Raw genomic sequence first — 20,880 nt, 5'->3', positions numbered from 1 at the left:
ACCTACGAGAGGCGCAGAGGCTAAACTACCATTCTATTTCAATGGGGGTTCCTATATTGACCAATGCCAAGAACTCATCCATCTCTTTGTTTGAAATTGCAACGCAGCCGTCAGTCCAATCTTTGCCGCGATTCAGGCTTGGGTGCGGGCCGTTACCGTTCTTTTGCCCGTGTATCATGATTTGACCTCCTGGCGGAAAGCCCAGTAACTCCGCGCGCGCGAGATCATCTTTACTCGGGTAATTGATGCGAATTGAACGGTAAAAGCGCGAGCGCTCGTTAATCAAATCCAACGTGTAGCGGCCTTCAGGTGTGCGCTTGTCACCTTCCCGTAGCTTATGGCCTTTAGGGTTCGCGCCTAATGCAATGCCATAGGAAGCAACCACTTCTTCCCCTTTGAGCAGAAACATCTTTCGCTTTGACTTGTCTATTTTGACCAAATCGACTTTTGGCGCTGCTATCGGCTCGGGTGGCTTTTCGGGCAGAGTTTGCTTGTTGTTTGGTGTGGCGGCGCTTGTGTCAGCGCGTTGGCTTTTTCCCAAAATCTCATCGATGGAAGAGCGGGAATAACGCGCGGCAGATGATGACGTGGAGATAATGCGGCGAACGGCATCAATGGACGACGTATCGCTGACTTGCGATACCGATGGAAGTGCGGTTGCGTCTGTCTGATTATCGCTGAACGGTGCGATAGTGTTATTCGAGGTGGTAGACGCGGTCAGTATCCCCGTCTCCTCGGAAAGTAAGTTTGCAGAGGCTGTGCTTGTTTGCGGTAGCGCCCACAACATGGTTGCGGCTATCGTAATCCCAATAAACGTTTTCATGAATGTCCTGCTTTGTTTCTGGTGTCCATACCGTTTGTCTTTCAATCTTGTGTTTATTCTGCCCGACGCGTTTCTTCGACGTGTCTACTTCATCCATCTCAATCGATGTCGCCCCTCGATATGCGCTCGCTATTCTGCATGTCAATGCTTTTTCTGAGTGAACAAGTCGGCGGAGATATAAATAAGTATTGGCGATGAACACCAGTAGAACGGGATTTTTCAGGAATTTTTGTTTCATAACTGAAAATTCAATTGATTAGCGCTTCTGGATTCTCAATTTTCCACGAATTTGATGCCAACCCCGATTTTACAAGGGCTTCCGAAGATCTATGCGCGTGGAAACAACGACCTAACAAATGAAAATAATATATCACTTCGACAAGAAAACTTGCTTTTGGTCGCAAAAATCTCTGATTGGAGGTGATTTAGGGGCTTCCGTATACTCGGGCCATCTTTGAATTTTTAGTCACTGATAACACGTAAAATTACAGATCGTGTAGAGAGCCCTTATGATTGATTTTTGGCCATTGATTGGCATTGTGATAATAACGGTGGGCTTAGCATTAAAGCTAAACACCTTGTTGGTAATTTTGGTTGCGGGTGTTGCGACTGGCTTGGTCGCAGACATCGCGGTAATGGATATTCTGTCTACCTTAGGCCAATCCTTTACCCAGAACCGCTACATGTCCCTGTTCATCCTTATCCTTCCTATGATCGGTATTCTTGAGCGTTATGGCCTGCGCCAACGTGCAGAAGCCTTGATCGGTGCAATGAAAAAAGCCTCTGTCAGCAAGATATTGATGACATATTTGCTACTTCGCAAAGTGACCAATGGCATGGGCTTGAGCATCGGTGGTCATCCATCCATGATTCGTCCTTTGATTGCACCGATGGCGGAAGCCGCCGCAGAAAAAGCCTCGCCAAATCTATCTGATGAAAAACGCCAAGGCATTCGTGCGTTATCCGCAGCCAGTGAAAACTTCGCCAATTTCTTTAGTCAGCTGCTGTTTATTGGTACAGGCGGCATCTTGCTGATTAAAGGTGTAATGACCGATAACCAATTGGATGTAAAACTCGAGACCATGGCGCTGTGGGCACTGCCGACCGCGATTGCTTCTTTTGTTGTATTCGTGATTTTCAGCAAAATCATGGAAACCCGTTTGTTGAAAGCGGATACATCGTCTGCTGCTGCAACGGCAAACGTTCAAAAAGAAGGGCAGTAAGCGATGTTAGAATACATTTACCAAACCACAGGCTTGCTGTTGCTGGCATTCTCCCTACAAAGCTTCCTTGATAAAGACAACCCAAAACGCATCGGTTCCGGCTTGTTTTGGATGATCTACGGCATCACCTTTATCTTTGGGGCAATGATCCCGAACTGGGTAACCGGTGTGATGGTGTTAGCGCTAACGGCGTTAGCGGCTGGCGGCTTCATGGGCGTGGGCAACTATGGCACTACCTCTGAAGAAGAGCGTCATAAAACAGCGTCTGTGCTGAAAAATAAACTCTTCATTCCTGCGGCCATTGTACCTGTGGGTACGGTTGCGATTAGCCAATTCACCTCATTAGGTGCGCTGGTGGGCCTAGGTTTAAGCTCCATTGCATCCATCGTCGTGGCATTGCTGCTAACCAAAAGCAAGCCAATGCACAGCTTGAACGAAGGCCGTCGCTTGATTGATTCCATCGGTTGGGCTGCCATTCTTTCGCAATTCCTTGCAGCATTGGGCTTCTTGTTCAACCAAGCAGGCGTGGGCGATACCGTCGCGCAAATCGTCAAAATGATGATCCCTGAAAACATGCTGCTGGTGAACGTGATTGCTTACTGCGTGGGCATGATGATCTTCACCGTGGTAATGGGCAACGCGTTCGCGGCATTTGCGGTGATTACGACGGGCATCGGTATTCCACTTTTGGTCATGGAATATGGCGGCAATGCTGCAATCATCGGTGTGGTGGGTATGCTCTCGGGCTACTGTGGAACGCTAATGACGCCTATGGCAGCCAACTTTAACGTTGTACCTGCGGCCTTGCTTGAATTGAAAAATAAACACCATGTTATTTTGATGCAAGTTGCGCCCGCGATGATCATTCTCGCGTTTAACATCTTCATTATGTACAGCTTTGCTTTCTGAGAATCCCAATGAAAAAAGTACTGATTACTGGTTTTGAACCGTTTGGTGGCGCAGCCATTAACCCTGCTCTAGAAGCCGTAAAAAAGTTGGATGGCGTGAAGCTAGACGGCGGCGAAATCATCATTTGCGAAGTGCCTGTCACGCGTTATGAAGCCATTGATGCGGTTATCGCAGCGATTGAAACGCACAAACCTGATTTCGTTATCACCGTCGGCCAAGCGGGTGGACGCATTGCGATTACGCCAGAGCGCGTTGCGATTAATATTGATGATTTTCGCATTCCAGATAACGGTGGCAACCAGCCTATCGACGAGCCAATCTATGAAGACGGCCCAGATGCGTATTTCTCTACCTTGCCAATTAAAGCGATTACCGCCGCGATGCAAGCGAAAGGGATCCCTTGCCAAGTGTCTAACACTGCCGGCACGTTCGTGTGCAATCACCTGGCTTACGGCGTTCAGCACTACCTGCGTGATACTAATATCGGTCATGGCTTTGTTCACATTCCATTGTTGCCAGAACAAGCAACAACGGGCGAACAACCAACGATGGCACTGGATGTCATTGCAGAAGGCCTACGAATCGCCGCGCAAGCAACCATTGATAACAAAACTGATATTGCAGTCGGTGCAGGTAAAATCTGCTGATTGTTGTTTTGCCGTGATGCAGTTAAAGAGAAAAACGCCAGCAATTTGAAGTGTTCCCTTAACGTTGGACATTTCAGTTAGGCGGATTGCAAGGCCTGATTTCGATATTCCATCGGAGTCAGGCCTTTTTGTTTTTCTGACTGAGTAGTTTTATTGATCCAAAAGCGCTTCTTCTACAATCACATACGCATCTTCAAACCATTCCAATTCGACAGGGGCTTTCAAGCTCAAGAAGGGCAATATTTCAGGGTGAAGTGCCGCCAGTTTTGGCGCGCTATACAGCACGAAGTTATCTGCATTATCAACAAACTCTTGGGTTTCTTCACCCGTAAAAAAACGCCATCCGCTGTCTTCGCTACTGTCAGGTGTTTCACGATAGAAATAACCAATGGATTTGCCGTCATCAATCAGTTCTTTATTCACAATGACATAGCCAAGTAGGATAGGGGAATGGCTACTATTTCCATTCAATTCTGTGTGTTGCGTCATTTCTACGTCCTGTTGAAAATGGTTGGTGACAATTTGTTTTTGCCTATCAGATTATATCCATGAATTTGATAGAAATGTCTTATCTCCATGAAATTGAGCAATAAAGCCAAAATGTCAGTGCATGTACAAACGTCAAAGCATCACTTTTTGGGCTACGAAGGGTGAGAGTGCAGCATGTTGTTGTATTTGATACTGAAAAATGACGGTCGAAATGAACGTTTAAATATGCATTTTGATTCATTTGTGAGGGCAGGGTTTATGTGCCATATATTAGTGAACAAAACAATAAATAAACTGTTTGCTTTGCTGGACATTTTGTCTGTTAAAACTGGAACTTAGTCGTAAGTAAAGATACGCAGGAATACATCCGTACAACGCTTTTGGCATTAAACATTTTAAGTAGGAAGAGAAAGGCATCGCAATTGTGTAGTGCTCAATCTTACCTGGTGTTCAATGGCGGCTGTGTGGGGTGAATATGCGATATACGGTGGTTTTTTTACTTTTCATTCCTCTTCTCGTCGGATGCGATACTCGTGGGCTTTTCTTTGATGGAAAAGCCAGTTCAGGTGGAGACACCAGTGACTCTGACGCCAGTTCGACCTCTGTTTCCACGTTAACGGCGTTTAATCTTGTCAGTATTGATGCCGTATCTGGTGATCTAAAAACACTCAAGTTTGTTTGGGAACCCAGTCAAGACGCGCAAAGCTATAGTTTGTGTCGTCGTGATACGTCGCAGCCTAATAACTGCCAAGTTCTGCAAACGGGCAACACTGGTACCGAATTAGAATACACACTTGAAGAAGTGGTAACGCCTACGCTCACTGAAGATGATTTTTTCGTTTTGGCAGTGGACGAAGAACATGTGCTCAGTAGCAGTGAAATGACAATGGATATGAGTACCTATACCGCATTGTCTGGGTATATCAAGGCTAGCAATATGGGAAGCTCTGATGCGTTTGGTGGTGAAATTAGCATGAGCGCTGATGGAATGACGATGGCAGTGAGTGCGAGACAAGAAGGCTCTGGGGATGCAGCCGACCCAAGCGATAACAGTAAGAGTCTTTCTGGAGCGGTGTACATATTCGTCCGAAATGGCAATGTTTGGACAGAAGATGCTTATATCAAGGCCGATGTTATTGATAGTTCAGATCGTTTTGGAACACATATTAGCCTGAGTGATGACGGTCAGCGACTTGCTGTGAGCACCCGTTATGAAGATTCAGCCGATCAAAACAGCCCATCGGACAACAGCGTTACTGAGTCTGGAGCAGCTTATGTCTTTGACCGAAGTGGTTCGACTTGGACACAAACCGCGTACTTGAAAGCCAGTAACCCAGAACAAGATGATTTCTTTGGGACTTCAGTCGATCTTAGCGGGGACGGTTTGACGTTGGCTGTCGGAGCGACGTATGAAGATTCGGGGGATCCTAATGATCAATCGGACAATTCAGAATCAAACTCAGGTGCGGTCTATATCTATACCATCAATGCGGGGGTGTGGGGGCAAACGTACTATTTGAAAGCAAGTAATGCGGGTAACGGAGACAACTTTGGCCAATCTCTCGCACTTGATGATGACGGAGATATGTTGGTAGTGGGAGCCATGTATGAAGATTCTGCAGATTCCAATGATCCTACAAACAATTCTGCCCCGAAGTCAGGGGCAGTGTATGTGTATTCACTGAATGGTGGGGTTTGGATCGAAGATGCTTATATCAAGGCCAGCAACCCAGAATATGAAGACGGATTTGGCGTGGCTCTCGCGATGAGTCGCGATGAAAAAACACTCGCGGTTGTCGCCCAGTATGAAGATTCGGGTGACGCAAATGATGAGTCAGACAATGGAACACTCGGTGCAGGCGCTGTTTATGTTTATACCTTTTCTGGTGGGGTGTGGACGCAACAAGCGTATGTGAAAGTACCGGCACCAAGCAATTATGACTACACAGGATCAGGGGTAAGCCTCAGTGATGATGGTAACTTACTGGTGTTTGGTTCGGTGGCGAATGATTCGGGAATTCTTAATGACCCTTATGACAAAAGCGCGAGTGATGTGGGCGCTGTGTATATTTATGAACGAGAAAATCAGACATGGTCATTCAGAGATTTTCTTCAACCTAATATCACGGGCAGCAGTGATAGATTTGGCATGGCGATTGGCATAAGTGGTGATGGTAAGACGTTAGCTGTTGGCACATCGAATGAGGATTCAAATGACCCAAACGATCCAACGGACAACAGTGCATCGAGTTCTGGTGCAATCTATGTGTTCTAGCCGTTTCAATGGCGATCGACAAAATGTAAACGTTTTGGTTTTATTCTTCATGTATGCATATATTCGCACTCATAGAGCCAATGTCTTATATCAATGAATTTGTGTTAGAAAATAGCAAATCCAACGCTTGAAAAACCACGTCGTTGTTACTTTGAACGATAGTAAGGTAAGGCGCGCCAACTTAGGGCGTATTTACGTGGAGGGATAGCCATGGAGACGCGTATTCACAGCGCTTATCAGGGTGAGGTATACGGCATTTCTTTCTTCACCTACTTTGCCGATCATTATTCAGATGCTTCCGCCAACGTTGCGACAGAAAACGCGCGTGAAGCGCTTTGGGAAGCACTCGTCCTTGTCGAGGCACTCACTGCCGATTTACTTGAAGAAACGCTCAAAGCGCGCGGTGTGAGCTTCGACAGAAATGACCAAGAGATGCAGCAAAAAGGCGTAGAAGATGCACATGCTTGGGTGGCGTTACCATGGAATGTGTTAGTGGACAATTTGGTGCATTGGGTTGCCCCGTGGGAACTAAAATATCGCGAATGGTTAGACGATGCTCCCAGCGACTTTCGATCGACGTTTCTGTTGATTGCTGAACAAGAAACTGCGATTTACCAATGCTGGGAAGCAGAACAACGCGGCGAATCTGGCGTGGATATCCTTAACGACTTTATTCGGAAATACACAGCCATTTAGCCAATATTTTTTACAGGCTGTCTCATTATGAGTTCAGATGCAAAGGTGTGAGCCTCGGTAGAATTGCAGAAGAAAAGGGATGTTTTGCAGTTTTTCGAGGTGATGATGAAAAGGTCTTTCTTGTGTGTGGCGTTAGTGGTGTTGAATGGTTGCGGTGGCAGTGGAAGCGATACCAGTAGCAACAATAGTGGAAACAGCACAAGTGCCACAGCATGTTTTAATGCAGATCTTAATGCGATTGGTGCGGATGTAACGACGGTTCACAATCTCTCGGTAGATGGGCAAAGTGGTCAGAATTTTACAGAGCGAGACGTGGTCAGTGGCCAAGTCACTTACGAGGGCTATACCAACGCTCGTGAAGTCTTGTTGTATGAAGATTCGGTGGTGAATAAAGTCTACATTGTGTCGGACGAGAGCCAACAACACGTTATCACTCTTGGGCAGATTATTGGTGGCGAAGAGATTATCTATAAGCCGAATGGTATCCAATTGGATTACAACTTGAGTGCAGGAGAAACGCGAGAGTATCCAACGGTATCAGTGTTTACCAATGGCACGCAAACGGCAACTTACGACATTTCCTTTACGTTTGAAAAGAATGAAACCATTACCGTTCCAGCAGGTGAATTTAATACCTGTTTAATGACGTTAACCTTTGATGTTGTCGAAGATGGCGAATCAACAAACGCGGTGTTTACTCAAAATATTGGGGTAGGCAACGGGTTAATGATTCGTGAGGAAACGAATTCGACATCAGGCAATAGTACTTTCACAGAGGTCAACGAGTTGGTGTCCGCAACGATCAATGGTGAGACCGTTCAGTGATCCTATTCTTATAAAGAAAAACTCACTCGCAGTATTCAACTGCTGGATGTTAGAAAATGCAGGAAGTTTCAGCTACTTGGCGATAGTCTAGCAAATATGGAAATATTAAATGGCGGGCGCGATAACGCCATCTTCAAACAAGGCGACCATGTGTTTAGACCATTAAATCCATGGTCGCCTTCTGTTCATAAACTGCTCACGTTCCTTCATGACAATGGATTTCATGCTTGCCCCGAGGTTATCGGCATTGAAGGCGGGCAAGAAATATTGACTTTTATGGACGGTGATACCTCGAACTATCCCTTGGTCGGTGCGATTGGTACAGATGCAGCCTTAATGTCAGCAGGCGCTTTGCTGTGTGATTTTCATGATGTGTCGGCACAATTTCTCGTGTCTGAACCCGCACAAAACCTACCTTGGATGCTGACACCTAGGCCACCCTTTGAAGTGATCTGCCACGGTGATTATGCGCCTTATAACGTGGCGTTAGACGGTGAGCGTGTCGTGGGGGTCTTTGACTTCGATACCGCACACCCTGCACCAAGGCTATGGGATGTGGCGTATGCGGTGTATTGCTGGGCACCGTTCAAAACGAACGAATACGACAAGTTGGGTGACATAAATACACAGGCCAAGCGCGCTGCATTGTTCTGTGAAGCCTACGGATTATCGGCACCGGAAAAGGCGGGTTTGATTGATGCCATGATTGAGCGCCTGCATGCGCTGATTGATTTCATGATGGCGGAAGCCAAGAAGGGCAATGCCGCCTTTGTAGAAAACATGAAAGATGGGCATCACCTCTGTTACCTGAACGATATCGCCTATCTAAAGACGCATAGAGAAAAGATTGAGGCTGCACTGACATAATACGGTGCGAGTAGGAATCCTCAGACAATAAAAAACCGCTCAATTGAGCGGTTTTTTTGGATTGTAGCGCGGGATTATTCGCCAGTCTTCAAACGTAGGAAGTAGTTTTCGTACTTCTCCGTCAGCTCGCCAACGGCATCTTGCCACTCACCACGATCAAGGTCGTCTTGTGGTGGGAACAGAGCTGGGTTGTCTTTGTACGCGGAGTTTGATTTCTCTACCGCGGTTAGGTAACCCGTGTCAGCACTGATTTTTGCTGCTACTTCAGGACGCAGAAGGAAGTCGATCATCTTGTGTGCGGCTTCAACGTTCTTCGCGTTCTTTGGAATAGACAGGCTATCTACCCAAAAAATGCCACCTTCTTTTGGCCATACCAGCTCGATTGGCAAGCCTTCTCGCTGAGCTGCTGCCGCAGAGCCGTTCCACAACATACCTAGGCCAACTTCGCCAGACATGTATGGGTTTGCAGGGTTATCAGAGTTAAATACCAGTACGTTTGGCATCAGTTTCTTCAACTCTTCGTAGGCTTCATCGATCTGTTTAGGATCGGTCGAGTTTCCTGAGTATCCCAGTTTACGCAATGCAATGTGGAATACTTCGCGGGTGTCGTCCATCAGCATGATTTGACCTTCCAACTCTGGGTTCCACAGATCAGCCCAGCTGGTGAAATCGTCAGGGTTGTACATGTCAGTGTTAACGGCCAAGCCCGTCATCGCGATGACGTGAGGGATCGAGTAGTCATTGTTTGGGTCGAATGGCTTGTCGAGGTAGTTTTTGTCTAGCTCGTTGAAGTTGTTCAACTTAGAAAGGTCAAGCTTCTGCAACATACCTTCATCGCGCATTTTGGCAACGAAGTACGTAGATGGCACCACAAGATCATACCCTTCAGGGTGCGTCTTCATTTTTGCATACAGGGTTTCGTTTGACTCATACGTCGAGTAAATCACCTTGATGCCGGTTTCGCGGGTGAATTGCTCAAGCAGTTCGGTGGAGAGGTAAGGTCCCCAGTTCGCGAAAATAAGTTGATCGTTTTCTGCTTTCGCAGGTGTGGTGAACATAGCAACTGCACATGCAGCGCTGGCCAGAATCGCAGACCATTTCTTCATTGGTGTTATCCACTCCAAGTCCCGTGTGTCGGGAGCATTCATACAGCGAAAGGAGATCGTTCTCTTTCGCTTAGTGTTTGAAAATGTCAGCCATTTTCGTTAGTTGTTTGGGCATAAAACCCTTCGCATCGCTTGCCAGTTGGGCGCTGCGGGCGAAAAGTCGCGGGATATTACCCATGAAATTCTGTTCAGGCAATACAAAAGCAACACGGTAAAGAACAAATTTAAGGGAAATGAAAAAGGGAGACGGATTATTACCAATGAGTAAGGGTGATTTGTCAGAATTGGCGATTATCATCGCCGATGAAAAAGACTACAATTTGACCACCAAATGAGGGAGGTATCGCTGATGAATCAAGAACGCGCAGAGAACCTTTACTACTTCCTGCGAGAACAAAACACGCCCCAAGCCGAAATCAACACGGTGATTGAACGCTTATTCGACACCCACGGCATTGATTTGAGAAAACTGGATCTGCATTACCGCATGAGCCGTGGCTATTCCCCAAACCGCTTCGATATCAACACCTATGGCGGCGCAGGGTCGCGCACCATGAATCAAACCAGACAGATGCAACGGACTGAACGTTAAGTCATGGTCATGTAGGTTGTGTATCGAAGACACAGAAAACGCCGAACACAAAAACAAAAAGAGGATCACGGTTTACCCTGATCCTCTTTTTTGTGGAGCGTCCGGCTTAAACAGCGCTAGTGATCCAAATAGAGGTAGTTCTGCCAGCTCTTCATTCTCAGCAACACTTTTCGCATGATAGCCAAATGTTCAATACTGTCGGAATACACAGCGATTTCGGCATTTGTACCATCGGGAAGGGAGTATTGGCTCATGTCTTCGTTGATTTTGAGGGTCACGAGTGCGCGACCTTGCTTATCGAGCAATTGGCTGCCGTACAAGGTGCCCTGTGCCTGAACCTGACTTTCACCAATAGCAGGCAGTACTTCAACGATTTCACCTTGGAAAACTCTGCCAGGAATGGCTTTAAAGATGAATTCCGCATTAAAACCGGGCTCTAAGCGCAGTAAGCTATTTTGCCTAAATGCACCAACGAACAGCTCGGTTTCTTTAGGAATGAATGTCATTACTGGTCGTAACGGCATGGGCACGGCGAGCATGCCCGGTCTCAATGTTACTTGCGTGACATAGCCATCTGATGGGGCACGCACTGTGGCACTGTCGAGATCAAACTGCGCGCGATCGAGTTGTGCTTGGGCTTGCGCCACGATGGTGTTTTGACCGTCAATTTCTGATTGCGCAGCAAAGCGTGCTTTTTCTTCCTGCGATTGAACGGCTTTGAGTGTGGCTTCTGCGGCGAGATAAAGCTGCCTGCGGTTATCGACACTCGCTGCAGTGAACGCGCCTTTCTTTGCACCTGCCTCGTAACGTGCATATTCCTTTTTGGTTCGGTCTCTATCGGCAACAGCTTTTATCGTGTTGGCTTTTGCTGTTTCATAAGTCGCGTTCAGTTCTAGGGACGACTGCTTCGCCGATTGGAGCGCTGCTTTGGCATCTAATAGACGTGCATCAAAAAGGGTTGTGTCTAGTTGGAACAGTACATCGCCTTCTTTCAGCAATTGATTCGGCTTGACTGGCACATCGACGACTTGCCCGCGTACATTAGGGATGATCGGCGTGGTAACAAACACATTGCCACCGAATTGCGTGTAAGGGTGGTTGTAATTCATCAATAAGATCAAGGAACCCACCAACCCAATCCCCCCTAAAACAGCCGTTGGTACTGTCCATTTGGTGAGGGGAATATGGAAGACTTTAAAGACGACAATACACAAAGCCGTGTACGTCATGATCAGAAGGATATCCATTATTGGTTGCCTCCCACATTGTCATCGTCATTCTTGGTTGCATTAGCGGCAGTAGAAGCAGCGCTCGCCGTCTGTGCCATTTGTTGTTTTTCCAGCGCGTCGATACGCTCTGAAAGGGTATTAACCTGTTCAAGTAATTTGGTTTGGTTGTGTTCTAAACTTGAAAACCCCCAGCCTCTTTCGTCTTGCCACATGGTTGCCCATATCCACAAAAACGGCCATAAAACATGAAGGGTAAAAAGGCTCACCCAGCCGGCATAATGAATCGCGTCTGAATGGGGATGGTTGCGCTTTTTCGCGATTTCACAAGGGATGTCGTGAATGGCGATCACGCCATAGAAAAAGACAATCGCGACGAAGAAGAGTAACCCTAGCGCGAAATAATCAAGAAACATGAGGACTCCTTGTCTCTACTGTTTTTTATATATACCTAAACAGCCTGAAGATGCTCGATGTTAGAGGCCATCAGAGTGTTCAATTCTAGGCAAATTCTTGTAGGAATAGTCATTCTATTTCACAGGAATTTAACGATGAAGTGGACGCACTGAGGGCCTCCCTTCGGGCGAGTTTACTGACGCCATGCTCGGTGTTGTCCCTTTTTGATGGAGCGCACTGCATTGGCAAAGGGACGCCTTGATCATAACGTCAGTAAAGCTCGCTGAATCCGGCATCTTCAGGTTGTTTGAGTATAAGTATTTAATTTGAAGATAATAATTCGCACATTACTGCGCGACTAAAAATTCATCATATACACAAACGCCAATCACCATACCGCACAATATAAGAATATCTGCCACTTCTCAGCCATGAAACAGGGGAACGGCTAGTGCAATACAGCAACTTGCTTTCACCCTCCAAGAAGGTGAACAATCGCATCACGCTTTTTCGACGAATATTGTTTAACCCTAAAAGCTTACTGTCTTTTTTTGGTTACAATTTTGTTATTAGTGGTTGATCTTTGTTCGATGAGTACTTAACATGCGCTCGCACTGGGTGCTTTCACCATTTTTCTTATCGACGAGCAAAAGGAGACATAAACATGACGATGACAATATTTACTCCCTTTGCAGGTATTGATAGCCAGTAACAGTTCCCTCGCTTCGCCGTCGTCTGTTCTATCCGTCTACATGCCTGCCTAAAAACATATTTTTATTATCCTGATCAAAGGAATAGGTAGCATGGACAAATCCGTCCAAATACTGACTGAAAAAGTCAGCCTTTTCGCGTCTGAAAGCACGTGGGTTGAAGGGCTGGCGACACAACAACTCATTAAAACATCTGAGCTTGCTGGCATGATTGCCGTTGCAGGAATGCCTGATTTACACCCAGGCCGTGGATACCCGATTGGGGCCGCATTTTTGTCAGATACCAAGGTATATCCCGCATTGGTGGGAAATGACATTGGGTGTGGCATGGCGCTCTGGCAATCCTCACTGAATGTGGCAAAAGCGAACGTCGATAAGCTCGCGAAGAAACTTCGACATGTTGAATCTGAACTAGATGAAAGCTGGCAGCCCCTTGTGCAAAAAAGAAAGGTGGAGAAACAAATATCGGTATCTCTGTTCGATGTTGCACTTGGTACCATTGGTGGAGGTAACCACTTTGCCGAGTTTCAAGCGGTCGATGAAGTGTACGACGCCTCCGCGATGGAGCAGCTCAACATTGATAGAAAGAAACTGTTGTTGCTTGCGCATTCTGGTTCGCGAGGGCTAGGGCAATCCATTCTCGTTGGCCATATTACGGAACACAATCACCAAGGGTTATTGGTAAATTCGCCAGCGCATTTGGTGTATATGCAGGCACACAATGAAGCTGTTAGTTGGGCCGAACTGAACCGTGAGCTGATTGCACGACGCTTTTTTGATGCCATCAATGTGAACGGGGAGTGTGTGCTGGATGTAAATCACAACTTCATTGAGGAAAGCACACCGCGTGGTGATGACCATAAAGCGGGTTGGCTTCATCGAAAAGGCGCGACACCCAGTGACAAAGGTTATGTCGTGATCCCCGGCTCGAGAGGCGACTATTCCTACCTTGTGAAGCCAACTGCATTGACCAGCAAACACCACGCGTTGGCGCTGTATTCTCTTGCTCATGGCGCGGGGCGAAAGTGGAAGCGCGGTGAATGTCAGGCAAGATTGAGTCATAAATACAAGAAAGATGACCTGTATAAAACGTCGTTGGGCAGTAAAGTCATCTGTGGCGACAAAGGCTTGCTGTATGACGAAGCGCCTCAAGCCTATAAGCGCTGCGACAGCATCGTTGGCGATTTGGTCAATGCAGGCTTGATCACCTTGGTGGCAAGGCTGCGCCCAGTGTTGACGTTCAAGACACAGGGAGGCTGTTCAGCATGATATTGTTGCAATTAACCGCGGGACAAGGACCTGAAGAATGTTGTTTGGCGGTGGGGTTGGCGCTGAAGGCCATCGAAAAAACGTGTCGTGAACACAAGGTGAAGGTGGACATTGTTACATCAACGCGCAGTGAACGGTCGCGTGGGTTTAAATCGGTATTATTGGCCTTCGATGAAAAGGACACCGTGTCGGTAAAACATCTCGCACTGCAGTGGGAAGGCTCGATGCTTTGGGTGTGTACTAGCCCCATCAGACCAAAGCACAAGCGTAAAAACTGGTTCTTTAGTGGCAAAATGTTTGAAGCAAATCAGCAAACGCTCGACAGGGACATTACGTATCAGGCTTGCCGTGCTTCGGGGGCGGGTGGGCAGCATGTGAATACCACCGATTCGGCGGTGAGGGCGACGCATGTTACCACTGGTATTTCTGTTCGCGTCGAAAGTGAACGAAGCCAACACGCTAACAAGCGATTGGCTCGCGCGCTTATTCTGCAAAAGCTAGAAGAAGCCAAGCAAGAGACAGTGGAACAAGATGCGAATGCGCGTTGGCAACAGCACTGGGATCTGGAGCGCGGAAATGCAGTACGTAAGTTTGTCGGCGAAGGGTTCAAAGAAGTGCGTGAATAAAAACCGTTCAACCTGAACTTGATGTGATTTTATACAAATATCCTCATTCAAGAGCCAGCGTTTGCTGGCTCTTTTTTTGCCTTCTTTGCCATGGGGTTCAATCACGCATCGGTTTCAATAATTCAATTAACCATTCACTCAATACCTGTCATCAACTGTGTTACATCTTCGTTTTGTTTCGGCTACGAAGTGGGGTTTTTATGTGCTGAAAATCTGATTCAGAGACATCGCTTTTTTTGAAAAGAAGGAGTGTGAGACGTTGTTTAGAAATTATTGAAAGATAAGCGGAAAATACAAATAGCCATAAAATTTAAGAGGTTATTGGTATGTTGTACTTGGAATTTTTATTCCTTCTGTTAATGCTTTACATCGGTTCACGGTATGGTGGTATTGGCCTAGGTGTGGTCTCGGGCATTGGTCTGGTGATTGAAGTCTTCATCTTCAAAATGCCGCCAACATCGCCACCTGTTACCGTTATGCTTATCATTCTTGCGGTGGTCACTTGTGCGTCGATTCTTGAAGCCGCTGGTGGCTTAAAATACATGCTGCAAGTTGCTGAGCGTGTACTGCGCAAGAACCCAAAACGCGTCACCTTGATTGCGCCGTTCGTGACCTATGCAATGACGTTCCTGCTTGGTACAGGTCACGCGGTATATTCCATCATGCCAATCATTGGCGATGTGGCGTTGAAAAACGGCATTCGCCCAGAGCGCCCAATGGCGGCATCGTCTGTCGCATCTCAAATCGCGATCACGGCATCACCGTTATCTGCGGCAGTGGTGTATTACTTAACGCAGCTTTCAGGCATTCAAGCTGACATTACCTTGCTTTCAATCTTGCTCGTTACCGTGCCTGCAACCTTGTTCGGTACGTTACTGATGTCTCTATACAGCATGAAGCGTGGTAAAGAGCTGGATGACGATCCTGAATATCAAGCGCGTTTGAAAGATCCAGAATGGCGAGAGCGTATTCTCAACACCACAGCAACGTCGCTGGATGAAGTGCTTCCTAAATCAGCGCGCAATGCTGTGCTTATCTTCCTTGCTTCTATCATTACTATCGTTGTGATTGCGATGGTGCCTGAAGTGCGCACCATTACTGAAGGTTCAAAGCCTATCAGCATGTCTGTCATCATCCAGATGATGATGCTGTGTTTCGGTGGTGTGATTCTGTTAGCGACCAAAACCGACCCGCGTGACGTGCCAAACGGCGTTGTATTTAAGTCAGGTATGGTGGCAGCGATTGCGATTTTCGGTATTGCATGGATGTCAGACACCTACTTTCAATATGCCATGCCGCAGTTCAAATCGGGCATTGTTGGCATGGTGACAGACTACCCTTGGACATTCGCACTCGCGCTGTTCATTGTTTCTGTGGTGGTGAACTCTCAAGCAGCAACTGCACGTATGATGCTGCCTGTTGGCCTGGGTTTGGGGTTAGATCCAGCGTTGCTGATCGGTATTATGCCGGCGGTATACGGTTACTTCTTCATTCCCAATTACCCATCAGACATTGCAACCGTTAACTTTGATACCTCGGGCACAACCAAAATTGGTAAGTGGTATTTCAACCACTCATTCATGTCTGTTGGTCTGATCGGCGTTGTAGGTGCATGTTTGCTGGGTTATGTGCTTGGTCAGATGATCATCGCATAATCACTTTCGGCATAAGCCATACTTCAAGCCCTCTTTTAGAGGGCTTTTTGGTGCGAGTTGAATATAGAGCAAAAAAATGAGGATTTTTCCTTGGATTTTTCTTTACCTACCCATCTTTATCGTTTCAACCATTTATTTTGTAAATAATCATTTAATATCAGATGGATATAGCGGAATCTGAGGTTTCTTTGCGTGCTGGATAAAGTAACGTAATTACTCTAAATACTTTGTTTATGTAAAATTAAACGACACATGTGTTTTGTATTTGAGTCGTTAATTCTTTAAAGAACACATTTGTACTTTTAAAAAATCACATTCTGGTCAAAGCTAAAAGCGTAGAAAGAAAACGCGATTATTTAATAGGGGAAATAATCGTGTTTTATAAGAACATTGGGTTTCCACTCCTTTTCCTGATGTTCTTTATACTTGACGACAATTGGCTAGGTTGTCTTTCTGCGGGGAATGGTTCTTTTTATTTAGATGCAAGCTTCATATAAAAAATATAAATGACCAGTAGTGCTGGTCGACAATAGGACAAATGAAAAAAAACGATTGCTTAAATATCATCGTTCACTGGGGAGTGTTTCCCATGCAAATGATAAAGTGTGTAATATTTCCATTGTTAGGGTTAGCAATTTCTGCATGCGTTAATCAGGATGGCGTAAAAGAAGACAAACTGAACGCGACATTGAAAATTGACGGGTATTACCATTCAGAGTTTGACCAAGATTCAACACTGGCGAAGGAAACGCTGCGGTTTGTTGATAAGGTTAATCGAAGGGTTGTTGTATCCAAAGTGTTGATGACACAAGGCGCGGGGGAGTCCGGGCTGCATGTTACAAAGACAAAAGAATCTGGTAACTATCACATAGATTGTCGGCAAGGTCGTCAGTTTTGTTTCTTAACCATTGATGGCGAGCTGGATGGAGACGAATTTAAATACACTTATCGACTCAGTTATAGCGGTGCATTGGTTAGGGGGGATGGCATCAGGAAAAGGTTTATCTCTGACACGTTAGATAATATTTAATGTATGTAGACAGGAAATAGTTTACGTACTCAGTTTTGGACAGGCATATAACAGCAACAGCACGACTCCATTTTGTCTGTCCATTTTTATTCATTAAACGCACAGTGTGTTTAATCTACAGAGTTCTCGTTGACACGGATAGTCAGAATGTGTGTGTTCTCAAGACACATTTGAAATAGGTTTTTCTGAGTGATGCAGTGTAGTGTTTACCTATTTCATCTTTTATATAGAATTGTGCTTGTCGGCAGCGAGCAATATAGCCCTCCTTGTGAGGGCTTTTTTTTAATTTGATGATTATTTTCTGCGTTAGTTTGCGACGCCACCTTTCGTGAGTGCTGTTGGGTCAAGCAGGCGCTCAAGTGTCGCTCTGTCTAATTCCGTCTCTTCTTCAGCCACATCAATGATCGCACGTCCTTCTTTATAAGCTTTCTTCGCGATTTCAGCGGCTTTCAAATACCCGATCACAGGGTTGAGTGCCGTGACTAAAATCGGATTTTTTGCCAATGCGATGTTGAGGTTGTCCTCTCGCACAGTAAACGTCTTGATGGCTTTATCAGCCAATGCGTTTGCGCTGTTTGCCAGTAATTCAATACTTTCCAGAATGTTATGCGCAATAACAGGCAGCATAACATTGAGCTGGAAATTACCTGATTGTCCAGCAACGGTAATGGTTGCGTCATTACCAATCACTTGTGCAGATGCCATGGCTGCTGCTTCCGGTATGACAGGATTCACTTTCCCTGGCATGATCGACGAACCAGGCTGCAAAGCTTGGAGTTCAATTTCACCCAGACCTGCCAGCGGGCCTGAGTTCATCCAACGTAAATCATTGGCGATCTTCATGATGGCGACAGCGGCGGTTTTTAATTGCCCTGAAAGTGCCACAATGGCGTCTTGGCTACTGAGATTAAAGAAAAAATTTACGCTCGGTGTGAAAGATGCCTTCGTCAGTTGCGACAAGTTGTCTGCAAATGTTGCTGCAAAACGAGGGTCTGCATTGATCCCTGTACCGACGGCAGTACCACCTTGGGCAAGGGCGCGAACCGCAGACAAGCTCTGTTCAATGGCGCATTTTGCATGGTCAATTTGGTATTGCCATCCTGCCAGTTCTTGGTCGAACGTCACGGGCATTGCATCCATTAAATGGGTGCGACCTGTTTTTACAGTATCGCCAACTTCAATGCGCTTTTCACTCAAGGTTGAAATCAAATGTTCTAGGGCTGGCAGTAGCTGTTTTTCAACGCTCAATACGCTGCTGATTTGAATCGCCGTTGGAATGACGTCGTTACTGCTTTGGCCCATGTTGACGTGATCATTCGGGGAAACATCGCCACCCAAGGCTTTGCTCGCAAGGGTTGCGATCACTTCGTTGGCGTTCATGTTCGAGCTTGTACCAGAGCCGGTTTGGAACACATCAATCGGAAATTGATCCAAATACTGGCCGTTGATGATGTCTTGCGATGCTTCCGCAATCACTTGTGCAATATCACCTTCCAGTAGACCAAGCTGTGCATTGGTCAGTGCCGCCGTTTGTTTGATGTACGCGAGTGCTTGAATAAATGAAGCTGGCATTGTGTGCTTACTGAACGCGAAATTGTCTACAGCGCGTTGAGTTTGTGCCTGATAAAGCGCATTTTCAGGGACTTTCACATCGCCCATGCTGTCTGTTTCTGTGCGGAATGTTTGCGTCATGTCCTGTCCTTTTGAATCAATCTAGCGGTGCTTGAAGGCGTTGTAGCATCAGCTGAAGTTGGGCAAATTTTCTCTCGCCGCCCGGTACTTGTACGTAATGACGTTGCAATGCGTAGAGCGGGCTATGCACCCCATCTAGGCAGACTCGCCGAAAACTGTGGGTTCTGTAAGGGCTTTGAATGGCATCAAGTAGCTTAAAATACACCTGACGAAGAAAGAGTTCGTTCAGCAACACGCTTTCGTTCTCGGCACCAAGCTCGTGGTAAGACGCCAGCATTAATCCTGTTTGCACAAATCCCTGCACGATATCAGGCTCGTAACCAAATGCGCTTCTGTCTTCATCGAACTTATCTTTTGCTTTGAAATAGGCATTATAGATGTGTCGTCTGGAATCCATAGCCAACCCCTTGTATGTATCACTCGTCTTGTAATGATAATTATTACCATTTAGTGCGTTCTATAACAACCCTGAGTTTGCTATGCCTACTGGTTTGCATTCGTAAGCGTTAGAAAATAATAAAGGGCACATAATGCCCTTTATTGGTTTGTGTTTTTGAAGGGGGTAGCAACCCTCACGGAACATTTACATGGCTTGATCTAACCATGCCGTGAATTCTGACTGTGGCAGTGCACCGTTGATCTGCTTCACCATTTTGCCTTCGTTAAACACCATGATGGTTGGAATGCTGCGAATGCGGTATTTCGCCGCCAGCGTTTGCTCTTCCTCGGTGTTTATTTTTACAAAGATCACATCATCAGCTTTGCTCGAAGCAGTCGCTTCAAAGACGGGTGCAAATCCTTGGCACGGGCCACACCACGGTGCCCAAAAATCGACAACAACAGGCTTTCCTGACGACAACAGCGCATCCATATTCGCTGCAGTGCCTTCAACTGGTTTGCCATTCACTAACGGTGACTTACACGCGCCACACTTCGGCTGATCATCAAGGCGTTCAACCGGAAATTGGTTGTTTTTATGGCAACTTGGGCAACGAACAGTAATTGAACTCATAATCTTCCCTTTGTTTTTTATTCTGTTTTTCTTTGTTGATTGAACAGTATTACGGATGAAGGGAAAAGGCTATGTGGTTCTGGCTATTGGTGTGATTGGTGGGGGCGATGGAAAGGAAGGAAGAGCAGGAAGGGCAGGAAGAGCAGGGGCGAGATAAGAGAAAGAGCAGACTTGCTTATACCCTCACCTAGAAAGCCCGCCCCGAAACACACCTGCAGGGCGGGTTATCTCATTACTTATCAACGTCGCCAATCACGCCTTCATGAGAAAGGTCGCCAGAAAGCTCCGCTTTAATTTCTGCTAGGCTTTCTTCTTCAGCCGCAACGATTTTGCCGCTGGCAGCGTCGACTTCCACTTCATACGCTTTTTCGCCTGACTTAACGAATACATCCCACTGCGAGTCTGGCTCGTCAAAACGGATACCAAGCACTTCTACGCCGACTTCCAGTAGTGCAGCTTTGATTGCGTCTTGCTCGCTGATGATGTCGGCGTTACTTGCTGCGAAGCTTGGAACACTGAAAGCGCTTAACGCTGTTAATACAACACCACTTAAGATTAATTTCTTCATTTGTTTTTCCTTTACTTCGCATAAAGCGCACGTATGTAAATTCTTGCGCCTTTATAGGCACTAAGTTCCATCGGTATCGTCACTACGACGAGAGAAAGAGTAAGAAAAGTAATGTCGAAAAAATGTGTACGCAGAAATCTCAGTGAGTCTGAGGTGGATTGTAATCGACGAATCAAGAGAGCTATGGACCTAAATGGCACATAGATTGTGTTTGTTGAATGGGAGGCTTGGAAATCGCAACACG

At 46.3% G+C, this 20,880-nt stretch carries 21 protein-coding genes; 12 read left to right on the top strand and 9 right to left on the bottom strand.

Translation table 11 applies throughout. From position 1 onward, the window contains the following. Positions 1–25: 25 nt before the first annotated feature. Positions 26–823 carry a L,D-transpeptidase family protein gene (locus BCT27_RS10715; RefSeq protein ID WP_102395795.1) on the bottom strand — a complete coding sequence of 266 codons (798 nt, stop codon included), beginning with the start codon at positions 821–823 and terminating at the stop codon, positions 26–28. 509 nt (positions 824–1,332) lie between these two features. Here BCT27_RS10715 and BCT27_RS10710 point away from each other — a divergent pair. Genes BCT27_RS10710 through pcp form a run of 3 tightly spaced genes read left to right on the top strand, consistent with a single transcriptional unit; the run spans position 1,333 to position 3,602 of the window. Further along, a complete protein-coding gene (locus tag BCT27_RS10710) occupies positions 1,333–2,046 on the top strand; it encodes a DUF969 domain-containing protein (RefSeq protein ID WP_102316892.1) in 714 nt (237 codons plus the stop codon). A 3-nt stretch (positions 2,047–2,049) separates the two neighbouring features. Beyond that, on the top strand, positions 2,050–2,955 hold the full coding sequence (locus tag BCT27_RS10705) for a DUF979 domain-containing protein (RefSeq protein ID WP_102395794.1): 906 nt from the start codon (positions 2,050–2,052) through the stop codon (positions 2,953–2,955). A gap of 8 nt (positions 2,956–2,963) precedes the next feature. Next, the gene (gene pcp, locus BCT27_RS10700; RefSeq protein ID WP_102316894.1) at positions 2,964–3,602 is read left to right on the top strand and encodes a pyroglutamyl-peptidase I; all 639 of its coding nucleotides are present in this window, start codon (positions 2,964–2,966) and stop codon (positions 3,600–3,602) included. Positions 3,603–3,752: 150 nt separating this feature from the next. On the opposite strand, the gene BCT27_RS10695 is transcribed toward pcp, so the two are convergent. Then, positions 3,753–4,091 (bottom strand): DUF2185 domain-containing protein, encoded by a 339-nt coding sequence (locus BCT27_RS10695; RefSeq protein ID WP_102395793.1) that lies wholly within the window; start codon positions 4,089–4,091, stop codon positions 3,753–3,755. A 475-nt stretch (positions 4,092–4,566) separates the two neighbouring features. On the opposite strand from BCT27_RS10695, the gene BCT27_RS10690 reads away from it, so the two are divergent. The 4 genes from BCT27_RS10690 to BCT27_RS10675 all read left to right on the top strand — a co-directional run bounded on the left by BCT27_RS10690 (position 4,567) and on the right by BCT27_RS10675 (position 8,754). Next, positions 4,567–6,366 carry an FG-GAP repeat protein gene (locus tag BCT27_RS10690; RefSeq protein ID WP_102395792.1) on the top strand — a complete coding sequence of 600 codons (1,800 nt, stop codon included), beginning with the start codon at positions 4,567–4,569 and terminating at the stop codon, positions 6,364–6,366. A 210-nt stretch (positions 6,367–6,576) separates the two neighbouring features. Then, positions 6,577–7,062 (top strand): hypothetical protein, encoded by a 486-nt coding sequence (locus BCT27_RS10685; protein WP_102316897.1) that lies wholly within the window; start codon positions 6,577–6,579, stop codon positions 7,060–7,062. A 105-nt stretch (positions 7,063–7,167) separates the two neighbouring features. Continuing rightward, positions 7,168–7,887 (top strand): hypothetical protein, encoded by a 720-nt coding sequence (locus tag BCT27_RS10680; RefSeq protein ID WP_102316980.1) that lies wholly within the window; start codon positions 7,168–7,170, stop codon positions 7,885–7,887. Between the two features lie 96 nt (positions 7,888–7,983). Beyond that, the gene (locus tag BCT27_RS10675; RefSeq protein WP_102316898.1) at positions 7,984–8,754 is read left to right on the top strand and encodes a phosphotransferase enzyme family protein; all 771 of its coding nucleotides are present in this window, start codon (positions 7,984–7,986) and stop codon (positions 8,752–8,754) included. A 74-nt stretch (positions 8,755–8,828) separates the two neighbouring features. On the opposite strand, the gene BCT27_RS10670 is transcribed toward BCT27_RS10675, so the two are convergent. After that, the gene (locus tag BCT27_RS10670; protein WP_017015337.1) at positions 8,829–9,860 is read right to left on the bottom strand and encodes an extracellular solute-binding protein; all 1,032 of its coding nucleotides are present in this window, start codon (positions 9,858–9,860) and stop codon (positions 8,829–8,831) included. 349 nt (positions 9,861–10,209) lie between these two features. Here BCT27_RS10670 and BCT27_RS10660 point away from each other — a divergent pair, with 349 nt between their 5' ends. Then, positions 10,210–10,452 (top strand): hypothetical protein, encoded by a 243-nt coding sequence (locus BCT27_RS10660; protein ID WP_102316900.1) that lies wholly within the window; start codon positions 10,210–10,212, stop codon positions 10,450–10,452. Positions 10,453–10,568: 116 nt separating this feature from the next. Here BCT27_RS10660 and BCT27_RS10655 read toward each other — a convergent pair whose 3' ends face one another. Then, positions 10,569–11,699 (bottom strand): HlyD family secretion protein, encoded by a 1,131-nt coding sequence (locus BCT27_RS10655; RefSeq protein WP_102316901.1) that lies wholly within the window; start codon positions 11,697–11,699, stop codon positions 10,569–10,571. Next, entirely contained in the window at positions 11,699–12,094 is a 396-nt protein-coding gene (locus tag BCT27_RS10650) for a DUF3302 domain-containing protein (RefSeq protein WP_102316902.1), read from the bottom strand. Before BCT27_RS10650 ends, BCT27_RS10655 begins: the two co-directional genes overlap by 1 nt. A 783-nt stretch (positions 12,095–12,877) precedes the next feature. On the opposite strand from BCT27_RS10650, the gene BCT27_RS10645 reads away from it, so the two are divergent. The 4 genes from BCT27_RS10645 to BCT27_RS10630 all read left to right on the top strand — a co-directional run bounded on the left by BCT27_RS10645 (position 12,878) and on the right by BCT27_RS10630 (position 17,364). Next, on the top strand, positions 12,878–14,053 hold the full coding sequence (locus BCT27_RS10645) for an RNA ligase RtcB family protein (RefSeq protein ID WP_102395790.1): 1,176 nt from the start codon (positions 12,878–12,880) through the stop codon (positions 14,051–14,053). Next, positions 14,050–14,679 (top strand): peptide chain release factor H, encoded by a 630-nt coding sequence (prfH, locus tag BCT27_RS10640; RefSeq protein ID WP_102395789.1) that lies wholly within the window; start codon positions 14,050–14,052, stop codon positions 14,677–14,679. Before BCT27_RS10645 ends, prfH begins: the two co-directional genes overlap by 4 nt. 326 nt (positions 14,680–15,005) lie before the next feature. Beyond that, a complete protein-coding gene (locus tag BCT27_RS10635) occupies positions 15,006–16,334 on the top strand; it encodes an anaerobic C4-dicarboxylate transporter (protein WP_102316905.1) in 1,329 nt (442 codons plus the stop codon). A gap of 589 nt (positions 16,335–16,923) precedes the next feature. Continuing rightward, the gene (locus BCT27_RS10630) at positions 16,924–17,364 is read left to right on the top strand and encodes a hypothetical protein (protein ID WP_102395810.1); all 441 of its coding nucleotides are present in this window, start codon (positions 16,924–16,926) and stop codon (positions 17,362–17,364) included. A gap of 306 nt (positions 17,365–17,670) precedes the next feature. On the opposite strand, the gene BCT27_RS10625 is transcribed toward BCT27_RS10630, so the two are convergent. The 4 genes from BCT27_RS10625 to BCT27_RS10610 form a co-directional block, all read right to left on the bottom strand. Continuing rightward, positions 17,671–19,056, bottom strand: a complete 1,386-nt coding sequence (locus tag BCT27_RS10625) for a class II fumarate hydratase (RefSeq protein ID WP_102395788.1) — start codon at positions 19,054–19,056, stop codon at positions 17,671–17,673. Between the two features lie 16 nt (positions 19,057–19,072). After that, complete coding sequence (locus tag BCT27_RS10620) at positions 19,073–19,453, bottom strand: hypothetical protein (RefSeq protein WP_102395787.1); 381 nt, start codon at positions 19,451–19,453, stop codon at positions 19,073–19,075. 186 nt (positions 19,454–19,639) lie between these two features. Next, complete coding sequence (gene trxC / locus BCT27_RS10615; protein WP_102316908.1) at positions 19,640–20,068, bottom strand: thioredoxin TrxC; 429 nt, start codon at positions 20,066–20,068, stop codon at positions 19,640–19,642. A gap of 232 nt (positions 20,069–20,300) precedes the next feature. Beyond that, the gene (locus BCT27_RS10610; protein WP_102395786.1) at positions 20,301–20,636 is read right to left on the bottom strand and encodes a PepSY domain-containing protein; all 336 of its coding nucleotides are present in this window, start codon (positions 20,634–20,636) and stop codon (positions 20,301–20,303) included. Positions 20,637–20,880 lie beyond the last annotated feature (244 nt).

The sequence above is a fragment of the Enterovibrio norvegicus genome, from assembly GCF_002876705.1.
Lineage (GTDB): Bacteria > Pseudomonadota > Gammaproteobacteria > Enterobacterales > Vibrionaceae > Enterovibrio > Enterovibrio norvegicus_B.
The sequence above is the reverse complement of the archived record's forward strand: the minus strand, read 5'-3'. Positions and strand labels throughout refer to the sequence as shown.